Source organism: Escherichia sp. E10V5 (assembly GCF_004212315.1).
GTDB lineage: Bacteria > Pseudomonadota > Gammaproteobacteria > Enterobacterales > Enterobacteriaceae > Escherichia.
Genome location: NZ_RHJM01000001.1, coordinates 28,654 through 50,584 on the forward strand (window position 1 = coordinate 28,654; position 21,931 = coordinate 50,584).

The following is a 21,931-nucleotide window of genomic DNA, read 5'->3' on the forward strand; positions in this document are numbered from 1 at the left end:
GCGGGGGTTGCCCCCGCACGATTTCAGAGTCTGTGTGATGCCGGATATGTATCCGGCTCGTAGGCCTGATAAGACGCGTCAGCGTCGCATCAGGCGATCAGCATCAGACAATCGGTTCAGGTGCCTGACATTACTCGTCGTGTTCTTCCCAGGCCATCGCGCGTTTGACCGCTTTTTTCCAGCCAGCGTAACGGTAATTACGCTCGGTAGTTTCGATGCCAGGACGGAACTCGCGTTCAATCACTGCTTTCTCTTGCAGTTCGTCGAGATTTTGCCAGAAGCCAACCGCCAGACCAGCAAGATAGGCCGCACCCAACGCAGTCACTTCGCGAACTTCCGGGCGCTCAACGCGCGTGCCGAGAATATCGGACTGGAACTGCATCAGGAAGTTATTCGCCACCGCGCCGCCGTCCACGCGCAGTGCGTGCAGACGAATACCGGAGTCGGCCTGCATTGCTTCCAGCACGTCACGCGTCTGATAAGCAATAGACTCCAGCGTCGCACGGATAATGTGGTTGGCGTTTACCCCACGAGTCAGACCAAAAATGGCCCCGCGCGCATACGGGTCCCAGTACGGCGCACCCAGCCCGGTAAATGCCGGAACGACATACACACCATTGGTGTTTTGCACTTTGGTGGCAAAGTATTCGGAATCGTACGCGTCGTTAATCAACTTCATTTCATCGCGTAGCCACTGAATGGAGGCGCCCGCCATAAACACCGCACCTTCCAGCGCATAGTTTACTTCTCCGCTCGGGCCACAGGCGATGGTGGTCAGCAGGCCGTTTTCTGATTTCACTGCTTTCTCGCCGGTGTTCATCAGCATAAAGCAGCCGGTACCGTAGGTATTCTTCGCCATCCCTTCTTTCACGCACAACTGGCCGAAGAGTGCCGCCTGCTGGTCGCCCGCAATCCCGGCGATTGGAATACGCGTGCCGCCTTTGCCGCCAATGTTGGTCTGACCGTACACTTCGGAAGAACGACGTACTTCTGGCAGCATCTCACGCGGGATATCCAGCGCGTCGAGCATTTTGTCGTCCCAGTCCAGAGTATGGATGTTGAACAACATGGTACGAGACGCATTAGTGTAATCAGTGACGTGAACGCGGCCCTGAGTCATTTTCCAGATAAGCCAGGTATCAACCGTACCAAACAGCAGTTCACCACGGCGTGCACGCTCGCGGGAACCTTCCACATGGTCGAGGATCCACTTCACTTTGGTGCCAGAGAAGTACGGGTCAATCACCAGACCGGTGTTGTTACGAATGTACTCTTCCATGCCGTCACGCTTGAGATGCTCACAGATCTCGGCGGTACGACGGCACTGCCAGACAATAGCGTTATAGATAGGCTTGCCGGTTTCTTTTTCCCAGACGATGGTGGTTTCACGCTGGTTCGTAATACCGATAGCTGCAATTTGATCGGAATTAATATCTGCTTTCGCCAGCACTTCTACCAGTGTGGAGCTTTGGGTGGCCCAGATTTCCATCGGGTCGTGTTCTACCCAGCCTGGTTTTGGGTAAATTTGCTCAAATTCGCGCTGTGACACGCTAATGATATTGGCATCGTGATCCATCACGACCGCGCGGGAGCTGGTGGTGCCCTGGTCGAGCGCAACGATATATTTTTTTTCAGTCATGTTTAATTGTCCCGTAGTCACATTACAGCGAAGCTTTTTGTTCTGAAGGAGTTGTGATCTCCTTTTCTTCCACAACACAGATATCGCAAGGCAAATGGCGACCAATCAGTTTGCGGTAGGCGAAAGCACCAACAATCGCGCCAACGATAGGGCCAAAAAGCGGCACCAGGAAGTAAGGAATGTCTCTGCCGCCGGTAAAGGCGACATTGCCCCAGCCCGCCAGCCAGGCAAAGGCTTTCGGACCGATATCACGTGCTGGGTTCATGGCAAAGCCCGTTAATGGCCCCATAGATGCGCCAATGACCGCAATCAGTAGACCAATCAGCAAGGGAGCCAAAGGGCCGCGCGGTACGCCGTTACCATCGTCCGTTAACGCCAGGATCAGCCCCATCAGAATAGCGGTAATCACCATCTCAACTGCGAAGGCCTGCACAAAATTGATATGAGGATTAGGATAAGTAGAGAAAGTACCCGCCAGATCAACACTTTCAACGCTTCCGCGAACAATATGATGGGTCTGCTCGAAGTCGAAGAATAAATTGTAGTAAAGCCCGTAAACTAATGCCGCAGCGCAGAAAGCTCCGGCGACTTGTGAAACGATATAAGGAATAACCTTGCGCTTGTCGAAACAGGCAAACAGCCACAGCGCAATGGTGACAGCTGGATTAAGATGTGCGCCGGAAACCCCTGCGGTTAGATAGATGGCCATCGCCACCCCCAGTCCCCAAATAACACTGATTTCCCACTGACCAAAAGACGCGCCAGCGACTTTAAGTGCAGCAACGCAACCGACACCGAAAAAAATCAACAACCCGGTACCGAGGAATTCAGCGATGCACTGGCCTTTCAAGGTTGATGTTTGACTCATAATCGGATCCTGAAGAGTTAATGTTTGTTGTATGCGTGAAAGTCACGGACATCCACGATGCTTGTAGGCATGCTGTAAACTTATCGTTAACGAGCGAAAACGAGAAATATCGAACTTAAAATGTGTGTGCTTCGTCATAAAATGAGCGTTATCGCGCTATTTTTTTCATCTGTATATACATGATGTATGTTTGTTAGATCATTAATGTAACAATTTTATTAACATTTTCGATTGGTGTGGATTATGTCACCAGGAGAAGGATGAAAAGTGTGGCAAACCGTAATCTACAAGGCGTGCCGCTGGACAGCGATGGCGCGGCTTCATACAATCGGAGCTAACTAAAATGCGCTCGTATTTATTAAGGCGTCACCGGTAATCGGGACGAGGATTTTTATCCATCAACGCCTTGCAATTCAGGAGAGGTATGACAATGTCATTAGAAGTGTTTGAGAAACTGGAAGCAAAAGTACAGCAGGCGATTGATACCATCACTCTGTTGCAGATGGAAATCGAAGAGCTGAAAGAAAAAAACAACTCACTGTCGCAGGAAGTTCAAAATGCCCAGCATCAGCGCGAAGAGCTGGAGCGTGAGAACAACCATCTGAAAGAACAGCAGAACGGCTGGCAGGAACGTCTGCAGGCCCTGCTGGGTCGTATGGAAGAGGTTTAATCTCTTCCACGCAGAGGCGCCGCAAGGCGCCTTATTTTTTACTTCAGTGTTTTTTGAGCGAATGCGCATAAAAGACCTGACACAAGCACGGGACGTAATAGTGACCCCAGAAAGACTGAACTGATATATTTTCCAGCCATGCCAGGGACCCCGGACCACAGATTGCTGTGCTGAAGGTGACTAAGAAAAACAACTAATATCCATAGTATTAATAAGATAATGCATCTCGTATCAATAATATATCAATCAGATCATTGACGGGCAGAAAGTATCATTTTCATTACTTCTTCTTGATATTCGTCCAAATAATCTGGGTCGATGGCTGCGACCAGTTGTATCAAATTAGTGTTATCCAGTAGAGTCATGAAAATAGCATGTCTTACTTTGCCATCACTCATTGTTTGCACTCCTTCCTGATAAGCGCAGGTAAATCCCTGAACATCACAAACATGCATTTCTGCAGTTCCGTTTTGAGTCGCGGTAAGTTCCTCGATTGAATGTACACCGAGTTCATTTTGTGAGAAGGCAACAATAGCTAAAATAGCATGGGCATCCCGAGTCACCAGGGTTGGCCCTTGTTTTACTATATTGGCAACCCACTGTTTGCTCGGAACCGTGATGGTGATACCTGGCCCCGGGAAAGTATAATCCCATGTGCTGTGCCGTTCCCACACCGTATAGCTGCTATAGATAAGAAATAATCCCATTAACCAACAAGTGCCGCGAATAAAGCTGCGGCTGCTTCTTTTTTTTATCGTTATACAGATGATTGTGGCGGTAATAAATGATAGGGCAAGTGGGTTAAAAAATACGTTAGCAAAATATAAAATCATTTCACCGGTGTTGCCAGATAAAAGGAATTTGTAGCGGAAATGGTTAACGGCTATAAGAAATAAATATATAATTAAAAGAATAATATTCTGCATGAATACGTCCATGTATAAAAAAGGGGAATTTAATTCCCCTTTTAACGCATGGCAGATACTTATTCAATATCCAGCGGATCTTCAGAAAGAATAATCCCGGTATTGTCGGCATAGAGATGGTCGCCGGAGAAGAAAGTGACGCCGCCAAAATTGACGCGGACATCGCTTTCGCCAATGCCTTCGCCAGCGGCACCGACCGGAATTGCGGCCATCGCCTGGATGCCGATGTCCAGCTCTTCCAGATCATCTACCTGACGCACCGCGCCGTAAATGACCAGACCTTCCCATTCATTTTGTACTGCCAGACGTGCCAGTTCAGCATCGACCAGTGCGCGACGAACAGAACCACCGCCATCGACGACAAGGACACGACCACGGCCATTCTGTTCGAGCAGATCGTACAGCAACCCGTTGTCCTCGAAACATTTTACCGTGATGATTTGTCCGCCAAACGACGCCCGTCCACCAAAGTTGGAGAACAGAGGTTCCACGACGTTGACATCTTCTTGATAGATGTCACAAAGCTCGGAAGTATCGTATTTCATAGGCTTAACATTCAGTTGCTGCGAGAATTTTCAGTATATCGCGCTATGTGGGTTGTTGGCAAAATCATCAATTGTTAATTGATATTTGTCAGTTATGTAGCCCACTGGCTTAAGAATATTCCCAAAACAAACAGCAGGTTAGTTAATAATGCTCCCTTGACGGTGCGTTCCAGCATCGGACGCATCGCCACCGGGTCCATTTCACGCATCACATAACGGGCTTGCTTCACCAGCAACGGTGCAGCCAGCAGGAACAGCCAACCCCACAGGCTATGCAGTGAAAAGAGATTAAACAGCGCCAGACACACCAGCGAGCCCATCAGCAGGCAAGCATGGTAACGACGGGCGTTCACTTCACCTAAGCGCACTACCAGTGTGTTTTTGCCATTCTCGCGGTCGCTATTGATATCGCGCAGATTGTTAATGTTAAGCACCGCCGTTGCCAGCAGACCACAGGCCGTTGCCGGAAGGATCAGCGCCGGAATCAGCGTATGCGCCTGCAAATACCAGCTGCCCATCACGCTCAACCAGCCAAAGAAAACCAGTACGGAAATATCACCCAGGCCGATATAACCATAAGGGCGATTGCCCACGGTATAGGTGATAGCGGCGATAATTGATAACCCACCAAGAATCAGGAAGCCGACAAAATCAGCCAGGTTATGACACGCCACCGCGACCAGCGCCAGTCCAGAGAGGCAAATGAGCACGACGGTAATAATGAGCGCCCGTTTCATCTCTTGCTGGGTAATGACCCCTTTTTGCATGCCGCGCAGCGGTCCAATACGGTCAGGTTTGTCGCTACCTTTGACGGCATCACCGTAGTCATTGGCGAGGTTAGAGAGGATCTGTAATAGCCCGGCGGTAATGAGTGCCAGCAGAGCGATCAGCGGATCGAAGTGACCTTGCCACCATGCCAGCGCCGTCCCGACGATAATTGCAGCAAAGGCGAGGGGGAGGGTTTTAGGTCGTAAACTTTCCAGCCACGCCTGAGTTCGGCTAATTTGTTGTTCAGTCATAATACGCGCCAATAAAAATGGGGCCTTTCAGCCCCATCAAACAATGATGAAAATGATTGAACGCGATTATAGGATAAAACGGCTCAGATCTTCATCTGCCACCAACGCATCCAGATGTTTGCTCACATAATCTGCGTCAATAGTGATGGTTTGACCGCTTAAATCGCTGGCGTCGTAGGAAATCTCTTCCATCAAACGCTCCAGAACGGTATGTAAACGACGCGCACCGATGTTTTCGGTAGATTCGTTTACCTGCCATGCCGCTTCTGCAATGCGTTTGATACCGGAGTCGGTGAACTCAATATTCACGCCTTCGGTTGCCATCAGTGCTTTGTACTGCACGGTGATAGAGGCATTCGGCTCGGTCAGAATACGCTCAAAGTCGCTGGTGGTCAGGGCCTGCAGCTCAACGCGGATCGGCAGACGACCTTGCAGTTCTGGGATCAGGTCAGACGGTTTCGCAACCTGGAATGCGCCAGAAGCGATGAACAGAATGTGGTCTGTTTTGACCATCCCGTGTTTGGTGGAAACAGTACAACCTTCTACCAGCGGCAGCAGGTCACGCTGAACGCCTTCACGAGAAACATCCGGGCCGGAGGATTCGCCGCGCTTACAGATTTTGTCGATTTCGTCGATGAACACGATCCCGTGCTGTTCTACGGCGTCGATAGCGTCTTGCTTCAATTCTTCCGGATTTACCAGTTTCGCCGCTTCTTCTTCAATCAGCAGCTTCATGGCGTCTTTGATTTTCAGCTTACGCGCTTTTTGCTTCTGACCGCCCAGGTTCTGGAACATAGACTGCAACTGACTGGTCATCTCTTCCATTCCCGGAGGCGCCATAATTTCAACGCCCATCGGTGCTGCGGCAAGATCGATCTCGATTTCTTTGTCATCGAGTTGGCCTTCACGCAGTTTTTTGCGGAATGCCTGACGGGCAGCGGAAGGTTCCTGCTGCTGTTCGGTCTGTCCCCAGTTGTTTTTAGCCGGTGGGATCAGCACGTCGAGAATACGTTCTTCTGCCAGTTCTTCAGCGCGATAACGGTTTTTCTCGATAGCTTGTACACGTACCATTTTCACTGCGGCATCGGTCAGGTCGCGAATAATAGAATCGACTTCTTTACCTACATAACCGACTTCGGTGAATTTGGTTGCTTCAACTTTGATGAACGGCGCGTTCGCCAGCTTAGCCAGACGACGGGCGATTTCAGTTTTACCGACGCCGGTCGGGCCGATCATCAGAATGTTTTTCGGGGTCACTTCATGGCGCAACTCTTCGTTGAGCTGCATGCGGCGCCAGCGGTTACGCAGTGCAATCGCCACGGAACGCTTAGCGTTATCCTGGCCGATGATGTGCTTATCAAGTTCGCTGACGATTTCGCGTGGGGTCATTTCAGACATGGGAGATCCTTACGCTTTGTAGCTTAATTCTTCGATGGTATGGAAATGGTTGGTATAGATGCAAATATCGCCTGCAATATCCAACGCCTTTTCAGCAATTTCACGGGCGCTAAGTTCTGTGTTTTCTAACAGAGCGCGTGCCGCAGCCTGGGCGTAAGGGCCGCCGGAGCCGATAGCAATAAGATCGTTTTCTGGCTGCACCACGTCACCGTTACCGGTGATGATCAGCGATGCAGTTTCGTCCGCGACCGCCAGCAGTGCTTCAAGTTTGCGCAACATGCGATCGGTACGCCAGTCTTTTGCCAGCTCAACAGCTGCTTTAACCAGATGGCCCTGATGCATTTCCAGTTTACGTTCAAACAGTTCGAACAGCGTGAAGGCATCCGCCGTGCCGCCGGCAAAGCCTGCGATCACTTTATCGTTATACAGGCGGCGAACTTTTTTAACGTTGCCTTTCATTACGGTGTTACCCAGTGTGGCCTGACCATCACCGGCGATTACTACGTGGCCATTACGGCGTACGCTTACTATAGTTGTCACGAGCAGACCCCTTGGTTAGGAATACAGAATTCAAGCCCCGCACAATTGTGCGGGGCATAATGCAAGTATAGATGGGGGAGATTTTGAGGGTTTCAACCCCCGGTGGCGAGCCGAATGCAGTTTGTATGGCCTGCCATCTTCAAACGATTGAGGGTGTTGTCAGCGTTCTCTTTGCCTTTCACCGGCCCGATGACCACACGATTCCAGCCATTGTTGGTGGTAATTTTCGAGTCAAAGCCTTCGAAAGCCAACTGCGCACGTACAGTCTCAGCCTGTTCAGCACCTTTAAATGAACCGCACTGAACCATCCAGCGACGTTCATCTTTCTTCTCCGCTGTTGGTTTCGGCGCTTCAGCCGCGCGTGCTACTGGTGCGGCCTGCTGTGGCTTCGGCTGCGAGGTTGTATGCGCAGGCGTTTGCAGCAGATCCTGGTACGGTTGCTGGGTAGAAGCCGGTTTAGACTGGCGCGGTTGCGCTTGTACCGGCGCGGCTTGCGACGTACGCGTCTGTTGCTGCCAGCTTTGCTCGGTCGTACGCGACTGCTGAGCCAGGCGTTGCTGTTCCACTAACTGCTGCGCCTGACGCTGGCGTTGCAGCGTTTGCTGGCGCTGTGCCGGTGTCTGCTCATTCCACGGGACTTCGGCAAGCTGCGTTGGTTGCTGACGCATATCAGCCTGCATTTGTTCAAGAAGCTGGCGCTGCTCCGGAGTCAGCTGATCCGGCGTTTTCACTTCGCCGCCAGCAGACGGTTCTGTTGGCGCACGTACGCCCGGCTGGCGACTTTCCAGCTCTTTAATATAGCGCCAACGTTCTTCCGGTTTCGGAGGTAGCCCGTTTCCGGTCACTTTCTGGCTTTGCAGCGTCTCAGACTCTTCTTTCTTGTGGTGCGTAATGAAGTACAGACCCCCGATAAAGGTCACAAGAACGGCTGCAGCAATAGCGACCATTGCGGGAGAAACCGCAGGCATATTTCGTTGCTTTTTCCGTGAGGTGCTCTTTTTTCGCCGCGAAGGTGCCGGTTGGCTGCGGCGTACATAATCTCGTTGTGCCACTATCGTTTCGCTGTATTTATTCGTTCGTCAGCCCGCCATGTTACTTAAGCGGCGGGCCTTTGACCAGTCACGGAAGCCTTAAAGGTTTACTTTAAGATAACGTGCGCGTCGATCCCCGGATAATAAGCTCGCAGTCCATTAAACGTGAGCCGCTTCCGACCGTTTGCCCCTGCATTTGATCAAGCAGTAACAGCATAGCTTCCCGACCAATTTCGTAGCGCGGCTGTGCAATGGTTGTCAGCGGCGGATCGCAAAATTGTGTCAGGTCGATGTTGTCAAAACCGATTATGGAAAGGTCGTCAGGGACTTTCAGCCCCTGGCGTTTCGCCTGAGAAAGTGCGCCGAGCGCCATGACATCGCTATGACAGAAGACGGCAGTTGGCGGTTGCGGAAGGTCGAGCAGCTGTTGCATGGCTTTACTTCCGGCTTCGAAGGTGAAGTCGCCCCGGGCGATATATTGCGGATCAACCATAATGCCGCAGCGACGCAGTGCCTGCACGTAGCCTTGTAGACGGTAGTGACACAATGGCATCTCTTCGGGGCCGGCAATACAGCCAATCAGTTTATGCCCTTGTTCATACAGATAATTTACGGCATCAAAGGCAGCGGTCAGGTTGTCGATATGAACCGTAGGCAGTTCCAGCTCTGGTGCGAATTCGTTCGCCATCACCATCGGCGGCAGATTACGTTGTTCCTCTATGCTTGCATCAAACGGCAGCCTTGAACCCAGCAGCAACATGCCATCAATTTGTTTGGTGATGATCAAGTCGATAAAGGTCTTTTCCTGCTGATTTTGGTGTGCGCAGTCGCCAATCAGTACCAGATATCCATGACTTGCCGCCGTGACTTCGATACCGCGAATAATTTCGCTAAAGAAGGGGTCGCAGATATCCGGGACAATCACCAGAATCGTTCGGGATTCATTACGCTTAGCGTTACGCCCCATTGGCTGCGGAAAATAACCCACTTCCCGGGCTGCTTTTTCAACCCGATTACGGGTGGCCTGGGAGACTTTATCTGGATTCATTAATGCTCGGGAGACGGTCGCTGTAGAGACTTTTGCCTTCAGGGCAACGTCTTTCATTGTTGCGGCAGTTTCCTGCTTCTTCGCTTTCACACTCACTCCTCGCCTGGCACGTCAGGCGTACTACATCCATGTTTACTTCATATCGGCAACATTTTTAGCAGATAGTGCGTGAAAACGGTTACAGAATTTTCATGAAAAGTGTGATGAATATTTAATTTTTCGATCCGCCTCGCATCGTGAGCGGTTTACCCCTCAATGGGATCAACATCCAGCACCCATTTCACTTTGCGTGAATCCGGTATGGTATTGATAAGCGCCAGTGTGCCATTGATGATGTGTTGTAATCGCACGCGGGAAGGGTGCTGCAACAAGATTTGCCAGCGCCAGCGACCGCCGCGTTTAGGCGCCAGCGCCGGAACCGGGCCGAGAACCCACAATTTGTCATCCGCCAGTGGGCTGGAGAGAAGCAGATTACGCAACTGTTGCAGGAACAGCGGCGCGTGCTGATTGTTATGATCCTCCGCGCGCACAATCACATGGCTGGTCCACGGCGGCAGTTGCATCATTCGCCGCTCGGCCAACGCCTGTTCCGCAAAAGCGTCATAACCTTTATACAGCAAGGTTTGTAAGAGAGGATGTTCCGGATGGTGCGTTTGCAGCACCACTTCGCCTTGTTTACCTGCGCGTCCGGCACGGCCTGCCACCTGGGTGTATAGCTGGGCAAAACGCTCCGCCGAGCGAAAATCGGCAGAAAACAGCGCGCCGTCCACGTCCAGTAATGCAACCAGCGTTACATCCGGGAAATGGTGACCTTTCGCCAGCATTTGCGTGCCAATCAAAATTCGCGCGCCGCCGCGATGCACTTCTGCCAGTTGCTGCTCCAGCGCGCCTTTACGGCTGGTGGTATCGCGGTCGATACGTGAAATGGCTACACCAGGGAAAAGCGGCGCTAACGTCTGTTCAAGTTGTTCTGTTCCCAGACCCACCGGCACCAGATGGGTAGAGCCGCAGGACGGACACTGGCGCGGTACTGGACGCTGACTGTCGCAATGATGGCAGCGCAAATGCTGCTGCGCCTGATGCAACGTGTAGTAGTGATCGCAACGTGGACATTCGGCAATCCAGCCGCAGTCGTGGCACAGCAGTGCAGGCGCAAAACCACGGCGGTTAAGAAAGAGAATGACCTGGTTATCGGCCTGCAAATGCTGGCGCATACGGGTGATTAACGCCGGAGCCAGCCCCGCCTGCACCTTCTGACCTTTTAAATCCAGTACATGTTGAATTGCCGGACGCGCATTACCCGCCCGACGTGTCAGACGCAGCAGGCGGTATTTTTTCTGCTGCACGTTGCATAACGTTTCCAGCGCGGGTGTTGCCGAACCGAGAATTATCGGGATTTTCTCGCTGTGCGCGCGATATACCGCCAGGTCGCGGGCATGATAGCGCCAGCCTTCCTGCTGCTTGTAGGAACTATCGTGCTCTTCATCGATAACAATCACACCGAGATTTTTAAACGGTGTAAACAGTGCGGAACGGGTGCCAATCACAATCGCCGCCTCGCCATTTTTCGCTTTCAGCCAGGCCGAAAGGCGCTCACTGTCATTCAGGCCGGAATGCAGAACTTCCACTGGCGCATTAAACCGTTCACGAAAACGGGCGATCGTCTGGGGTGTCAGGCCGATTTCCGGCACCATCACCAGCGCCTGCTTGCCCTGAGCGAGCACGTTTTCCAGCACGCTCAAATAAACCTCTGTTTTACCGGAACCGGTAACGCCCGCCAGCAGCCAGGCAGAAAAAGTATCCGCCGCGCTATGAATTGCGCCAACGGCGGTGGCTTGTTCGGTATTCAGCCGTAGACGTTCGCCAGTAACAGCATAGTTCGTTCGCCAGTCGCTAAATTCCGGCGTTTCGCTTGCCAGCTCGCAAAGACCTTTTTTGCGCAGCGCCTGTAGTGCGGCATCGTTGAATTCAAGTTCCGCTACCTGGTCACGCCAGATTTTCCCTTGTCGCAACGCCGCCAGCGCCTGTTGTTGCTTAGGCGAACGTTTCAGGCTGTTGATATCCACCGCCTGACCTTGTTCGGTAGCAAACCAGTACCACATGGGCGCGTTCGCCGCAGGCCGCCCCTGGCGCAATAAAATCGGCAAGGCATGAAACAATACATCGCCAATTGGATGATGATAGTAATCCGCCGCCCAAAGCAGTAAGCGCCAAACGGAACTGGAAAAAACGGGTTCACTGTCCAGCACTTCTACTACGGTTTTCAGTTCGTTGAGCGGCAACTCGCTGACGTCGCTAACTGACACGACAATCCCGATGCGCTCCTGCTGTTTGCCAAACGGCACGCGCACGCGACACCCGGCTTTAACAGTCATGCCTTCTGGCAGGAGATAGTCAAAGGTGCGGGGAAGCGGAACGGGCAAGGCAACGTGGGCAACGGGCATAGCATCATCCTGACTTGAAATTCGGTGGAACAGTATACACATTGCGGTAGAGGAGTGCGGATCAGTTTGCATACGCTGGTTAATTTCTGTATGATTCGGCGCCTTTGATACGAAATGATCGTATTGAAACTATACTTTAAACATCGCGTGGTGTCTGGCGTTAGGGCTGGAAGAGCGACGCGGCCTTAAACCGAGGTTTTCCCATGAAAAAAGATATTCACCCGAAATACGAAGAAATTACTGCTAGCTGCTCTTGCGGTAACGTAATGAAAATCCGCTCCACCGTTGGTCATGATCTGAACCTCGACGTGTGCAGCAAGTGCCACCCGTTCTTCACTGGCAAACAGCGTGATGTTGCTACCGGTGGCCGTGTTGACCGCTTCAACAAGCGTTTCAACATCCCGGGCAGCAAATAAGACCGGATTTCCGAAAAAAGCGCCGAACGGCGCTTTTTTTGTGCCTGAAAACTTTCATTAGCAGGATAACGTATTGGATTGTTATCTTTCCTTTACATCGCGAAAATCCATTTTATCAATACCGTATTTTTTCATGCGCAAATACAGCTTTTTTCTGGGGATCTGAAAGTAATCGGCAACGTCGTTGATACGTCCCTGGAAGAAGTTGAGTGCATCAATAATTATTTGTTTTTCATAGCTTTCTACACGTTCATCAAGTGGTGTTGGATCAGCATCCATCATCTGCAAACTGACTGAATCGTCCAGCATTAAAACACCCACAGCCACCAATTCTGCTGCATTTATTAATTCAATGATATTACCGGGCCAGGTTCGCGCCATCAGTCGCTTATAAAACGTTTTCCCCAGCAGCGGTTGTTGGCGATTTAATCGTTTACAGGTGAGAGTCAGATAATGGTGAAAAATAGGCTCAATATCCCCCGGGCGTTGACTTAGCGGTGGGCATTCGATGTGGGTAAGTGAAAAAAGAAAATACAATGCGGGAATAATTTTTTGTGTGGCGGCAAGTGCAGCCAGAGGGCTTTGATTAACAACAATCAGACGAAACGATCGATCCTGTGGGCGTTCCTGGAGTTGAATCAAGAGACGCTGATTTTCTTGCGTTAAATATTCAAGTTCTTTTAATAACAGCGTGCCACCTTTTGCTTCTTCCACCCATTCTTCCAGCGGTTGCTGACTATTAGCGCTGAGTGTGCGTTCAATTAAAGGCCTTTCCTTGCGAGAACTAAATTGGTGAAGATAATGGGCGGCTAATGTTCTGCCGGTTCCAGGTTCGCCGTAAAAACAGACGGGAAGATCGGTTTCTGCCAGAGTTTCAAGCTGCTGACGCGTCTGACGAACCCAGCCACTGTTACCAATTAAGTGCCGATTAAATTGCGCTCGTCGCCATTTTTTTTGTTCCAGATAATCTTCACGCTCTGCCAGCGCTTTTTCGATAAGCGATAAAAATTGTTCCGGATTGATCGGTTTTTGCAGGAAATCCCACGCTCCTTTTTTTACCGCTTCAACGGCCATTGGGACATCGCCGTGGCCGGTGATCATCAGAATGGGAAGATTAGGATCAATCAGCATTATTTTTTCCAGCAGCATAATGCCTGAAATATCCGGCATGCAAACGTCGCATACCACGATTCCTTCCCAGGTATCTTGCAGCAATTGCAGCGCTTCTGAAGGATTGCTACAGGTACATACGGCATAACCCTCTTGCTGTAAGAGAGAACTGTAGGCTTGCAGAACATCATTGTCGTCATCAATGAGCAGTATTGTTGGAGTTGTATCTGTCATGCTTAAAGTTTCCTGAAACATAGAATAACCAACGCATGGCGGTCGAGGGTAGACGCGATATATAGCTCTCCCTGGCACTGACGCATAATAGAATGACTAATCGAAAGACCAATACCTAAACCTACAGCTTTGTCAGTCGTAAACGGTGTTAATAGTCGATCAGCCAGAAGCACTGGCCAGCCTTTTCCATTATCAGCAATATAGAGCGTTAACGTGGTGTCTTCTTCTTCAAAGTTAATGGTTATTGTGGGCGGTTTTTCCTGACTGGCTTCCAGGGCATTCGTAAATAAATTAACTAAAACTTGTTGAATCAAAACATCATCGCCATAAACGGCAGGAAAATTATCCGGGTAGTGAAGAGATGCTTTCAGTGGCCGATGTTTCAATGCCAGAAGCTCCCAGGATGAATAAATTACCTGCTGTAAATTAATTGCTCCACCTACGAGTTCACTATCGCGGCGGCGGGCGAAGTTTCGCAGTCGTTTAACGATATTATCCATGCGCTCAACCAGCGATCGCATCGTAACGATATAGTTTTTCGCCAAACCAGCGTCTTGTTGCTCTATAGCGCGATTGGCGCTGAACAGGTACATAGATAATGCATTAAGCGGTTGATTGATTTCATGTGCCAGTGTTGTCATTGTCTGCCCGACTACGGCCAGTTTGGCGGTTTGGATCAATTCACTTTGTGCTGTTCGCAGATTTTTTTCTGTCGCGATTCGATCACAGATTTCCTGCCCCAGTTGACGTTGCTGCTGATTAATTTGCTCTATCGTCTGGCGGAGCAGGTTGGCAATTCTACCAAGCTCATCATTGCCGGAGACTGGAATATCTGCATCGAGTTCACCGTTACTTAATTTGACGACGGCATCATTCAGTAAGCGAAAACGGCGGATCATTCTTGGCCGAATGTAGAAGTAATTCACCAGAATAACGAACAGTAAGGCCGTCACCATAGCGGCAAAAATCAGTAGTCCACTAATTTGCATTATTTTTTCTAATCGCAGATTGAAAGTTTGTAGCTGTTGATGGCTATTACCCAGTTGCGTTTCTAATTGGCCGCGTATTTGCGTAAATACACGCTCTTTATCCCTGATGGTATTCATAAGGGTCTGTTGAGCCTGCCGCCAGGCGGCCAGAGTTCCGGGTAGATAATTTTGCTGTGTACCCAGTTCCCACAGGGAATAAACTGTCTGGTGTAATGTAATAGTGCTGGAATAAGAAGCTAACGACCGCACATTTTCGTCAATGCTATGCTTCAAAAAATCCAGGTATTGAATATGTTGTCTTAACGACTCGGTATCATTGTTATGCGTGTTAAGCATCTCCTTTAAGGTACTGACGATTTGAGTTTCTATATGTGAGAGTTCGAAAACGAGCTGCAACTCGTTTTGAATAGATTGCAGTGCATTTTGCAACCCCTGGTTTTCGTGAAGATCTTTCCGTTGGCTGAGTTGATTGAGCAATGATGATTGTTGCCAACTTAAATCCTGAGTCAGGGAGTTGAGTTCATTATTGAAATCGTCATGCAACCAGTTAACTCTTGACGATATAACGTCGAGTTTTCCGTTTTCCTTATTATGTTCATTTAATGCTTTATCGAGATTACTCAGCAATTTGCGACTACTGGCGACCTGTTGGTTAAGCGCACTTTGATGTACTGAATCAAGATGGGGATTAATTGACTGAATTTTTTGTAGCCGTTGTTCAATTTGCTCTCTTACCTGAAGGCGGCTATCGGTGTTGGTTGTCTGTTGTAGCTCATTGAATTCATTTACCAATGCCGTAAGGTTTTCTTCAAAAAGAAATGAAGCCTGAATTCGTGGGAAATAATCGTCAAGTGCGTAGCGAACCTGGGAATTTTGTTCATGCCAGGAATAAAGGCTAACTACACTAACGAATAGCGTAAGAACGGCACTAAAAACAAAGGCGAGACGCAAGCTCGTACCGATAGTATGTAGTTGTTTCACTTTAATGACTCAAGTTGCGTATTCACTAATTGCTGCTGCTGCAGGAAAAACTGCTGCCATGCCATAATCTGGGCTTCACGAAAACCTGATTGCAGTTCGAATTGCTGTAGATATGTAGGATTAACAGACTGTTGCGGAGTAACGGGAACCGCGGTTAATAGCGCGCGCACCTCTGGCAATGTCCGCTTAAGTCGATGTTCTGCGGCATATAATGCTTTCCAGCTTTTCTGAAGCTCGGTAAGGCGAAAAGTAATCGCATAATCAAATAACAATTGCACAAGCTTTTGGCGTTGCATGATCAACGGGTAATCAAGCGAAGGAGATGCAAATAACCGCATTTGTTGGTCAGCGAGTGGAGTGCCGGAGGGCAGAGGATATACCGGATACTTCCCTGAATCAGAATCGCTCAGTGCTTGCTGACCTTCCGGACTCAACAAGAAATCAATAAAACGTCCCGCCTCTTGTGGATGATTACTGCCTTCTGTAATGGCAATAAACATAGGCGCTGCGCGCGAGTTGGGGAAATAGCTGAAACGTAAAGTTGAATTATTAAGCAGTACGTTAGCGTAATTGTCGATTACCGGACCAGCGTCCCCCAGTCCTGTACTGATCTTATTTGCTACGCCGAAGCTACGTGATGAAATGGTGGCGAGATTACCGCCTATTTTCAGTAGTGTACTCCAACCGCTACTCCATCCTTGTTGTTGCAGGAGATCTTCAATCATCAGATGAGTAGTATCTGAACGAGAAGGACTGCTCATTAATAGCGTTCCTTGATAACGCGACTTACTTAATTCCTGCCATGACGTTGGCACAGGCTCTTTTTTGTCTTCCAGATGCGCCACATTGATAAGAATGCCGTAGCCCGATATGGCAACAGCAACGGTGGTTGAACGAATGGATTCCGGTACTAACTTTCTACTTGTTTCTATTTGATTATTAAATGGCTGGAGCAGATTTTTACTTTGTAACCGCTGTAGCAACATCGGGGATGAACTCAGTACCAGATCAATATTTTCACCCAATGGATTTTCCAGCAGGAGCTCAATAGATGCACTGGTTCGGTTGAGCGTACGGATTTTGGTTGCCTGTGGTCGCTTTTGCCATTGACTGATAATGTGCTCTGTCGCTTCCGAAGAAAGCGTTGTAGCAATCACTAATTCATGCGCTGAGGCAACGCTGATATATAAAATCCAATAGATTAGTGCTCTTTGTATAATGCGAATCATGTCAAAAATCCCATTAATAAGAGATAAATTCCTAGGCTGTAATCCATGTTGTTATCCATTAGTTAACATAAGCAACGAACTTCAAGCCATGTGTTTTTGTATTTGTAAATTATCATTAATTCGGCAAGCAACCAGCATTACTATATCCGCAAGTGACTGTTACGGAAATGCGCATTAATTAATTTCCACATTTTCGCTCTCAGATTCAGGTTCTGACTGTATAGCAGTAAAAAATGAAATTTGTTGTTGGCGGCTTCATCCCATTTTTTTACTCGTTGAGGATGGTAATAACAAGCACTATCGTAAATAGGGTCATCTGCGGTGGCCTGATGCAGACTTAGCGTCTCAGTAATCATGACGGAGTTCCAGTCTTCAGAAACCATAAAAAAGGCCCTAATTTGAGCGCAAATCAGCGTGTTACGACGGATATCCTGAAGGTGTTCAGACTCTGCTTTTTGTTGTGCGGTGATGAAGGTTTTCATGTTGTGCAGCATGGTTCTCTGGCATAACAAGAACAAGTATCTTCAATGATCCCGATTATAGAAGCAAAATATGTGATTGAACTCAAAAAATGAAAATTTTAATAAAACTAATTTTTTTTAAATTGGGCCTGTTGTAACACGTTAAGGTTTAAATAATAACCATGTTGCATTTTCCAAAATCAAATATGGGAAAGAAATGGAACATTGAATTTGTTTTTTTGAGTCAGTTTTGACTCATTTGCCCTGTATTGTAACTTAAACTCTCTTGCTTCACTATCTTCAAAACTCACTAAGCAAAGGCTTTTTAAATACTCATCAGAGAGTAGTAATGAGCATTGCTATGAATATTATTATTTGATTAAACAACACTATGAACTGGAAGGTGATATATGCTTTCTTTATTGAAACCTAAAGTGGCAACACATAAGGTTCCTGAAAGTGAAGTGAAAAGTACCTATAATCGTTACCGTATGCAGGCGTTATTCAGCGTATTTATCGGTTATCTTTCGTATTACATTGTCAGGAATAACTTTGTTCTCTCTACACCGTATTTAAAACAAGAGCTCAATCTTTCTGCGACGCAAATAGGGCTGTTAAGCAGTTGTATGCTGATAGCCTACGGTATTAGTAAAGGGATAATGAGCAGTCTGGCGGATAAAGCTAATCCTAAAGTATATATGGCAGTGGGTTTAATACTTTGTGCTCTCGTTAACGTGGCACTTGGTTTTAGTTTCGCATTCTGGATGTTTGCAGGACTTGTCATTCTGAATGGTTTCTTTCAGGGAATGGGTGTTGGCCCGTCATTTATTACGATCGCCAACTGGTTTCCTCGTAAAGAACGGGGCATTGTCGGCGCGGTCTGGAATATTTCGCACAACGTGGGTGGTGGTATTGTTGCTCCGATTGTCGGCGGCGCATTTGCCGTACTGGGCACTGAACACTGGAAAATAGCAACATATGTTATTCCAGCGATTGTCTCTGTTGTCATTGCTATCGTGGTACTGATGTCAGGTAAAGGTTCACCGGTAAGTGAAGGTTTGCCGCCATTAAACGAAATCGTTCCGGACGACGTCAGCATTAAAGCAAAAGATGATCGTGCGCCGGAAGATATGACGGCCTGGCAAATTTTTTGTACCTATGTGCTTAAAAATAAGAATGCCTGGTTTGTCTCTTTCGTTGATGTTTTTGTCTATATGGTGCGTTTCGGAATTATCAGCTGGTTACCTATTTATTTGTTAAGCGTGAAGCATTTTACAAAGACCGAAATGAGTACGGCATTTTTAATCTTCGAATGGGCGGCTATTCCAACGACATTATTTGCTGGCTGGTTGAGTGATAAATTATTTCATGGTCGCCGTATGCCGCCAGCGATTATCAGTATGGTATTGATTTTCTTCTGCCTGTTGGGCTACTGGAAAAGCGATTCTCTACTCTCTATTACTATTTTCGCTGCTTGCGTGGGCTGCCTTATCTATGTTCCGCAGTTCCTGGCCTCTGTTCAGACAATGGAAATTGTTCCCAGTTTTGCCGTGGGCTCCGCTGTCGGTTTGCGTGGTTTCATGAGCTATATTCTTGGAGCGACGCTTGGTACAAGCCTGTTTGGTATTATGGTCGATGAGGTTGGTTGGGATGGTGGTTTTTATCTTCTGCTTGCTGGTGTTATCTGTTGCATCATTTTCTGTACGTTAACGCACTTTGGTGCGATTGCTATGGAAAAACAACGTCAAAATGATGCTGAGACGTATCAACCAGAGCTTCAGACCCAAAAAAGCTAAGTTTTAGGGCCAGTCACGATGTGATTGGCCCACTTGCTTCTCCGCACAATTACCTTTCATCATCGATTTCGTACCCGTTTGGTTGCGTAAAGCGCATTTCGAGTTATGGCAAAACGCGATTAACGTTTGCGGCGGGAACGCCAGCCGTGTTCACAGTAATCCATTACCAGGAAAACAGCGGCCATTCTTTGGCAACCGTGGTGAGTTGTGGCGCATCGAAAACGGCTTGTGGCGAAACCACCGTTTCCTCAAGCGGGATATTTTTACCGTATCGTTCTTTAAGCTTTCCCTGGACCAGCGGGTTGCTAAGATCGAATTCTTTCAGCTTTTGCTGTTCACCTATGCGCATTCCCAGCGCGTTCTGATAAACCTTCCAAACGACTTCCGAGCAGTACTGACGATCATCGCTCCACGAGAAGCTAAAGTCATACGGTTTGCCGAGATAACGTTTTGCCGTTTGCGCCAGTTTTTGCTGTTGTTCGGTATTCAGTCCGCCTTCAACGCGGCGAACAATGTATTTGCCATCTTCACCGTGGGCGATCCACTGCTTGAGGGGGGTGTATTTCACCGGGCCGACCGCTTCAAAAACGTAGGGCTTTTTGTTGCGTATCACCAGCATACCGGTGTGGCTGTAATCGGAATGAGTTGCCAGTTGGATCGCTTTACTTTGCGATGAGGGAGAGATCTGAAAGATGATGTCGCCGGTTTGTGGTTGCCAGGCAAAGGCAGGTACAGAAACCAGCAGGCTGAGGATCAGCAGCCTGTTTTTCATAGTTAAACGTCCATGTATAAAAAAAGCGGCTGGTTAACGCCAGACCGCTTTTTTCAGCATTAGTATTCCCACGTCTCCGGGTTAATCCCCATCTCACGCATGATCTCTTTTGCCGCTTCCGGAATTTCGTCGCTGCGCTCTTTACGCAGGTCGGCATCATCCGGCAGAGGTTGCCCGGTAAAGGCATGCAGAAACGCTTCGCACAGCAGTTCGCTGTTGGTAGCGTGACGCAGGTTGTTCACCTGACGACGCGTGCGTTCATCGGTGAGGATTTTTAACACCTTAAGAGGAATGGAAACCGTAATCTTTTTGACTTGTTCACTCTTCTTGCCGTGCTCAGCGTATGGGCTGATATATTCGCCGCTCCATTCAGCCATGAGATACTTAATCCTCTTCGTCAATAAATTGAAACCAGACCACACAATTAATGTGGGTAATGGCCATAAACCCGCATAGTTTACCGTACAGGCGCTACCGTGACATCGTGTAATGCACCTGTCGGCGTGATAATGCATGTAATTTTAACGGTTATTGGGGAATTGCTCAATCTATACGCAAAGAAGTTTAGATGTCCAGATGTATTGACGTCCATTAACACAATGTTTACTCTGGTGCCTGACATTTCACCGACAAAGCCCAGGGAACTTCATCACATGACGCGTAAACAGGCCACCATCGCAGTGCGTAGTGGGTTAAATGACGACGAACAGTATGGTTGCGTTGTCCCTCCAATCCATCTTTCCAGCACCTATAACTTTACCGGATTTAACGAGCCGCGCGCGCATGATTACTCGCGTCGCGGCAATCCAACGCGCGATGTGGTTCAGCGTGCGCTGGCAGAACTGGAAGGCGGTGCTGGTGCAGTGCTTACTAATACCGGCATGTCCGCGATCCACCTGGTGACTACCGTCTTTTTGAAACCCGGCGATCTACTGGTTGCGCCACACGACTGCTACGGCGGCAGCTATCGCCTGTTTGACAGCCTGGCGAAACGCGGTTGCTATCGCGTGTTGTTTGTTGATCAAGGTGATGAGCAGGCATTGCAGGCGGCACTGGCGGAAAAACCTAAACTGGTGCTGGTAGAAAGCCCAAGTAATCCATTGTTACGCGTCGTGGATATTGCGAAAATCTGCCATCTGGCAAGGGAAGTCGGGGCGGTGAGCGTGGTGGATAACACCTTCTTAAGCCCGGCATTGCAAAATCCGCTGGCATTGGGTGCCGATCTGGTGTTGCATTCATGTACGAAATATCTGAACGGCCACTCTGACGTGGTGGCCGGCGTGGTGATTGCTAAAGACCCGGACGTTGTCACTGAACTTGCCTGGTGGGCAAACAATATTGGCGTGACGGGCGGCGCGTTTGACAGCTATCTGCTACTGCGAGGGTTGCGTACTCTGGTGCCGCGTATGGAGCTGGCCCAGCGCAACGCGCAGGCGATTGTGAAATATCTGCAAACCCAGCCGTTGGTGAAAAAACTGTATCACCCGTCGCTGCCGGAAAATCAGGGGCATGAAATTGCCGCGCGCCAGCAAAAAGGCTTTGGCGCAATGTTGAGTTTTGAACTGGATGGCGATGAGCAGACGCTGCGTCGTTTCCTGGGCGGGCTGTCGTTGTTTACGCTGGCGGAATCGTTAGGGGGAGTGGAAAGTTTAATCTCTCACGCCGCAACCATGACACATGCAGGCATGGCGCCAGAAGCGCGTGCTGCCGCCGGGATCTCCGAGACGCTGCTGCGTATCTCCACCGGTATTGAAGATGGCGAAGATTTAATTGCCGACCTGGAAAATGGCTTCCGGGCTGCAAACAAGGGGTAAA

The 21,931-nt window shown here is 49.0% G+C and carries 19 protein-coding genes; 4 read left to right on the plus strand and 15 right to left on the minus strand.

Annotated elements, in window-relative coordinates; translation table 11 throughout:
* Nucleotides 1-130: 130 nt before the first annotated feature.
* Entirely contained in the window at nucleotides 131-1,639 is a 1,509-nt protein-coding gene (glpK, locus tag D9738_RS00150; RefSeq protein ID WP_130206616.1) for a glycerol kinase GlpK, read from the minus strand.
* Nucleotides 1,640-1,661: 22 nt separating this feature from the next.
* Nucleotides 1,662-2,507, minus strand: coding sequence for a glycerol uptake facilitator protein GlpF (gene glpF / locus D9738_RS00155; protein WP_130206614.1), 846 nt, complete (start codon nucleotides 2,505-2,507; stop codon nucleotides 1,662-1,664).
* Between the two features lie 424 nt (nucleotides 2,508-2,931).
* Here glpF and zapB point away from each other — a divergent pair, with 424 nt between their 5' ends.
* Complete coding sequence (gene zapB, locus D9738_RS00160; RefSeq protein ID WP_001296623.1) at nucleotides 2,932-3,177, plus strand: septal ring assembly protein ZapB; 246 nt, start codon at nucleotides 2,932-2,934, stop codon at nucleotides 3,175-3,177.
* A 251-nt stretch (nucleotides 3,178-3,428) separates the two neighbouring features.
* Here the strand turns inward: zapB and D9738_RS00165 are convergent, their stop codons facing one another.
* The 8 genes from D9738_RS00165 to priA form a co-directional block, all read right to left on the minus strand.
* Complete coding sequence (locus tag D9738_RS00165; protein ID WP_130259286.1) at nucleotides 3,429-4,103, minus strand: hypothetical protein; 675 nt, start codon at nucleotides 4,101-4,103, stop codon at nucleotides 3,429-3,431.
* Nucleotides 4,104-4,162: 59 nt separating this feature from the next.
* On the minus strand, nucleotides 4,163-4,648 hold the full coding sequence (gene rraA / locus D9738_RS00170) for a ribonuclease E activity regulator RraA (protein WP_000872908.1): 486 nt from the start codon (nucleotides 4,646-4,648) through the stop codon (nucleotides 4,163-4,165).
* 92 nt (nucleotides 4,649-4,740) lie between these two features.
* Nucleotides 4,741-5,667 (minus strand): 1,4-dihydroxy-2-naphthoate polyprenyltransferase, encoded by a 927-nt coding sequence (gene menA / locus D9738_RS00175; protein WP_130259287.1) that lies wholly within the window; start codon nucleotides 5,665-5,667, stop codon nucleotides 4,741-4,743.
* Nucleotides 5,668-5,733: 66 nt separating this feature from the next.
* A complete protein-coding gene (hslU, locus tag D9738_RS00180; RefSeq protein ID WP_001293348.1) occupies nucleotides 5,734-7,065 on the minus strand; it encodes an HslU--HslV peptidase ATPase subunit in 1,332 nt (443 codons plus the stop codon).
* Nucleotides 7,066-7,074: 9 nt separating this feature from the next.
* Complete coding sequence (gene hslV / locus D9738_RS00185; protein WP_000208242.1) at nucleotides 7,075-7,605, minus strand: ATP-dependent protease subunit HslV; 531 nt, start codon at nucleotides 7,603-7,605, stop codon at nucleotides 7,075-7,077.
* Between the two features lie 92 nt (nucleotides 7,606-7,697).
* Entirely contained in the window at nucleotides 7,698-8,657 is a 960-nt protein-coding gene (gene ftsN, locus D9738_RS00190; protein ID WP_130259288.1) for a cell division protein FtsN, read from the minus strand.
* Nucleotides 8,658-8,748: 91 nt separating this feature from the next.
* Complete coding sequence (gene cytR / locus D9738_RS00195) at nucleotides 8,749-9,774, minus strand: DNA-binding transcriptional regulator CytR (RefSeq protein ID WP_130237791.1); 1,026 nt, start codon at nucleotides 9,772-9,774, stop codon at nucleotides 8,749-8,751.
* A gap of 155 nt (nucleotides 9,775-9,929) precedes the next feature.
* Nucleotides 9,930-12,128 carry a primosomal protein N' gene (priA, locus tag D9738_RS00200; protein WP_130259289.1) on the minus strand — a complete coding sequence of 733 codons (2,199 nt, stop codon included), beginning with the start codon at nucleotides 12,126-12,128 and terminating at the stop codon, nucleotides 9,930-9,932.
* 203 nt (nucleotides 12,129-12,331) lie between these two features.
* Here priA and rpmE point away from each other — a divergent pair, with 203 nt between their 5' ends.
* Nucleotides 12,332-12,544 carry a 50S ribosomal protein L31 gene (rpmE, locus tag D9738_RS00205; RefSeq protein WP_000710769.1) on the plus strand — a complete coding sequence of 71 codons (213 nt, stop codon included), beginning with the start codon at nucleotides 12,332-12,334 and terminating at the stop codon, nucleotides 12,542-12,544.
* Between the two features lie 81 nt (nucleotides 12,545-12,625).
* On the opposite strand, the gene D9738_RS00210 is transcribed toward rpmE, so the two are convergent.
* From D9738_RS00210 to D9738_RS00220, 3 genes are read right to left on the minus strand one after another with little or no spacing between them, the layout of a single operon-like run.
* On the minus strand, nucleotides 12,626-13,888 hold the full coding sequence (locus D9738_RS00210) for a sigma-54 dependent transcriptional regulator (protein WP_130259290.1): 1,263 nt from the start codon (nucleotides 13,886-13,888) through the stop codon (nucleotides 12,626-12,628).
* 2 nt (nucleotides 13,889-13,890) lie between these two features.
* The gene (locus D9738_RS00215) at nucleotides 13,891-15,858 is read right to left on the minus strand and encodes an ATP-binding protein (RefSeq protein WP_130259291.1); all 1,968 of its coding nucleotides are present in this window, start codon (nucleotides 15,856-15,858) and stop codon (nucleotides 13,891-13,893) included.
* The gene (locus tag D9738_RS00220) at nucleotides 15,855-17,087 is read right to left on the minus strand and encodes an ABC transporter substrate-binding protein (RefSeq protein WP_130259292.1); all 1,233 of its coding nucleotides are present in this window, start codon (nucleotides 17,085-17,087) and stop codon (nucleotides 15,855-15,857) included. The genes D9738_RS00215 and D9738_RS00220 overlap by 4 nt, the downstream gene beginning before the upstream one ends.
* A gap of 871 nt (nucleotides 17,088-17,958) precedes the next feature.
* Here D9738_RS00220 and D9738_RS00230 point away from each other — a divergent pair.
* Nucleotides 17,959-19,344: an MFS transporter gene (locus D9738_RS00230; RefSeq protein WP_130206592.1), complete on the plus strand. Its 1,386-nt coding sequence runs from the start codon at nucleotides 17,959-17,961 to the stop codon at nucleotides 19,342-19,344.
* A 163-nt stretch (nucleotides 19,345-19,507) separates the two neighbouring features.
* On the opposite strand, the gene D9738_RS00235 is transcribed toward D9738_RS00230, so the two are convergent.
* On the minus strand, nucleotides 19,508-20,116 hold the full coding sequence (locus D9738_RS00235; protein ID WP_130206590.1) for a YiiX family permuted papain-like enzyme: 609 nt from the start codon (nucleotides 20,114-20,116) through the stop codon (nucleotides 19,508-19,510).
* A gap of 59 nt (nucleotides 20,117-20,175) precedes the next feature.
* Nucleotides 20,176-20,493 carry a met regulon transcriptional regulator MetJ gene (metJ, locus tag D9738_RS00240; protein ID WP_000852812.1) on the minus strand — a complete coding sequence of 106 codons (318 nt, stop codon included), beginning with the start codon at nucleotides 20,491-20,493 and terminating at the stop codon, nucleotides 20,176-20,178.
* Nucleotides 20,494-20,769: 276 nt separating this feature from the next.
* Here metJ and metB point away from each other — a divergent pair, with 276 nt between their 5' ends.
* Nucleotides 20,770-21,930 carry a cystathionine gamma-synthase gene (gene metB, locus D9738_RS00245; RefSeq protein ID WP_001353720.1) on the plus strand — a complete coding sequence of 387 codons (1,161 nt, stop codon included), beginning with the start codon at nucleotides 20,770-20,772 and terminating at the stop codon, nucleotides 21,928-21,930.
* Nucleotide 21,931 lies beyond the last annotated feature (1 nt).

Coding starts and splice junctions, on each gene's coding strand:
- D9738_RS00230 (WP_130206592.1), top strand. CDS start 17,959: ATGCTTTCTTTATTGAAACCTAAAGTGGCAACACATAAGGTTCCTGAA.
- priA (WP_130259289.1), bottom strand. CDS start 12,128: ATGCCCGTTGCCCACGTTGCCTTGCCCGTTCCGCTTCCCCGCACCTTT.
- menA (WP_130259287.1), bottom strand. CDS start 5,667: ATGACTGAACAACAAATTAGCCGAACTCAGGCGTGGCTGGAAAGTTTA.
- rraA (WP_000872908.1), bottom strand. CDS start 4,648: ATGAAATACGATACTTCCGAGCTTTGTGACATCTATCAAGAAGATGTC.
- rpmE (WP_000710769.1), top strand. CDS start 12,332: ATGAAAAAAGATATTCACCCGAAATACGAAGAAATTACTGCTAGCTGC.
- D9738_RS00165 (WP_130259286.1), bottom strand. CDS start 4,103: ATGCAGAATATTATTCTTTTAATTATATATTTATTTCTTATAGCCGTT.
- zapB (WP_001296623.1), top strand. CDS start 2,932: ATGACAATGTCATTAGAAGTGTTTGAGAAACTGGAAGCAAAAGTACAG.
- hslU (WP_001293348.1), bottom strand. CDS start 7,065: ATGTCTGAAATGACCCCACGCGAAATCGTCAGCGAACTTGATAAGCAC.
- glpK (WP_130206616.1), bottom strand. CDS start 1,639: ATGACTGAAAAAAAATATATCGTTGCGCTCGACCAGGGCACCACCAGC.
- D9738_RS00220 (WP_130259292.1), bottom strand. CDS start 17,087: ATGATTCGCATTATACAAAGAGCACTAATCTATTGGATTTTATATATC.
- glpF (WP_130206614.1), bottom strand. CDS start 2,507: ATGAGTCAAACATCAACCTTGAAAGGCCAGTGCATCGCTGAATTCCTC.
- D9738_RS00210 (WP_130259290.1), bottom strand. CDS start 13,888: ATGACAGATACAACTCCAACAATACTGCTCATTGATGACGACAATGAT.
- D9738_RS00235 (WP_130206590.1), bottom strand. CDS start 20,116: ATGAAAAACAGGCTGCTGATCCTCAGCCTGCTGGTTTCTGTACCTGCC.
- metJ (WP_000852812.1), bottom strand. CDS start 20,493: ATGGCTGAATGGAGCGGCGAATATATCAGCCCATACGCTGAGCACGGC.
- metB (WP_001353720.1), top strand. CDS start 20,770: ATGACGCGTAAACAGGCCACCATCGCAGTGCGTAGTGGGTTAAATGAC.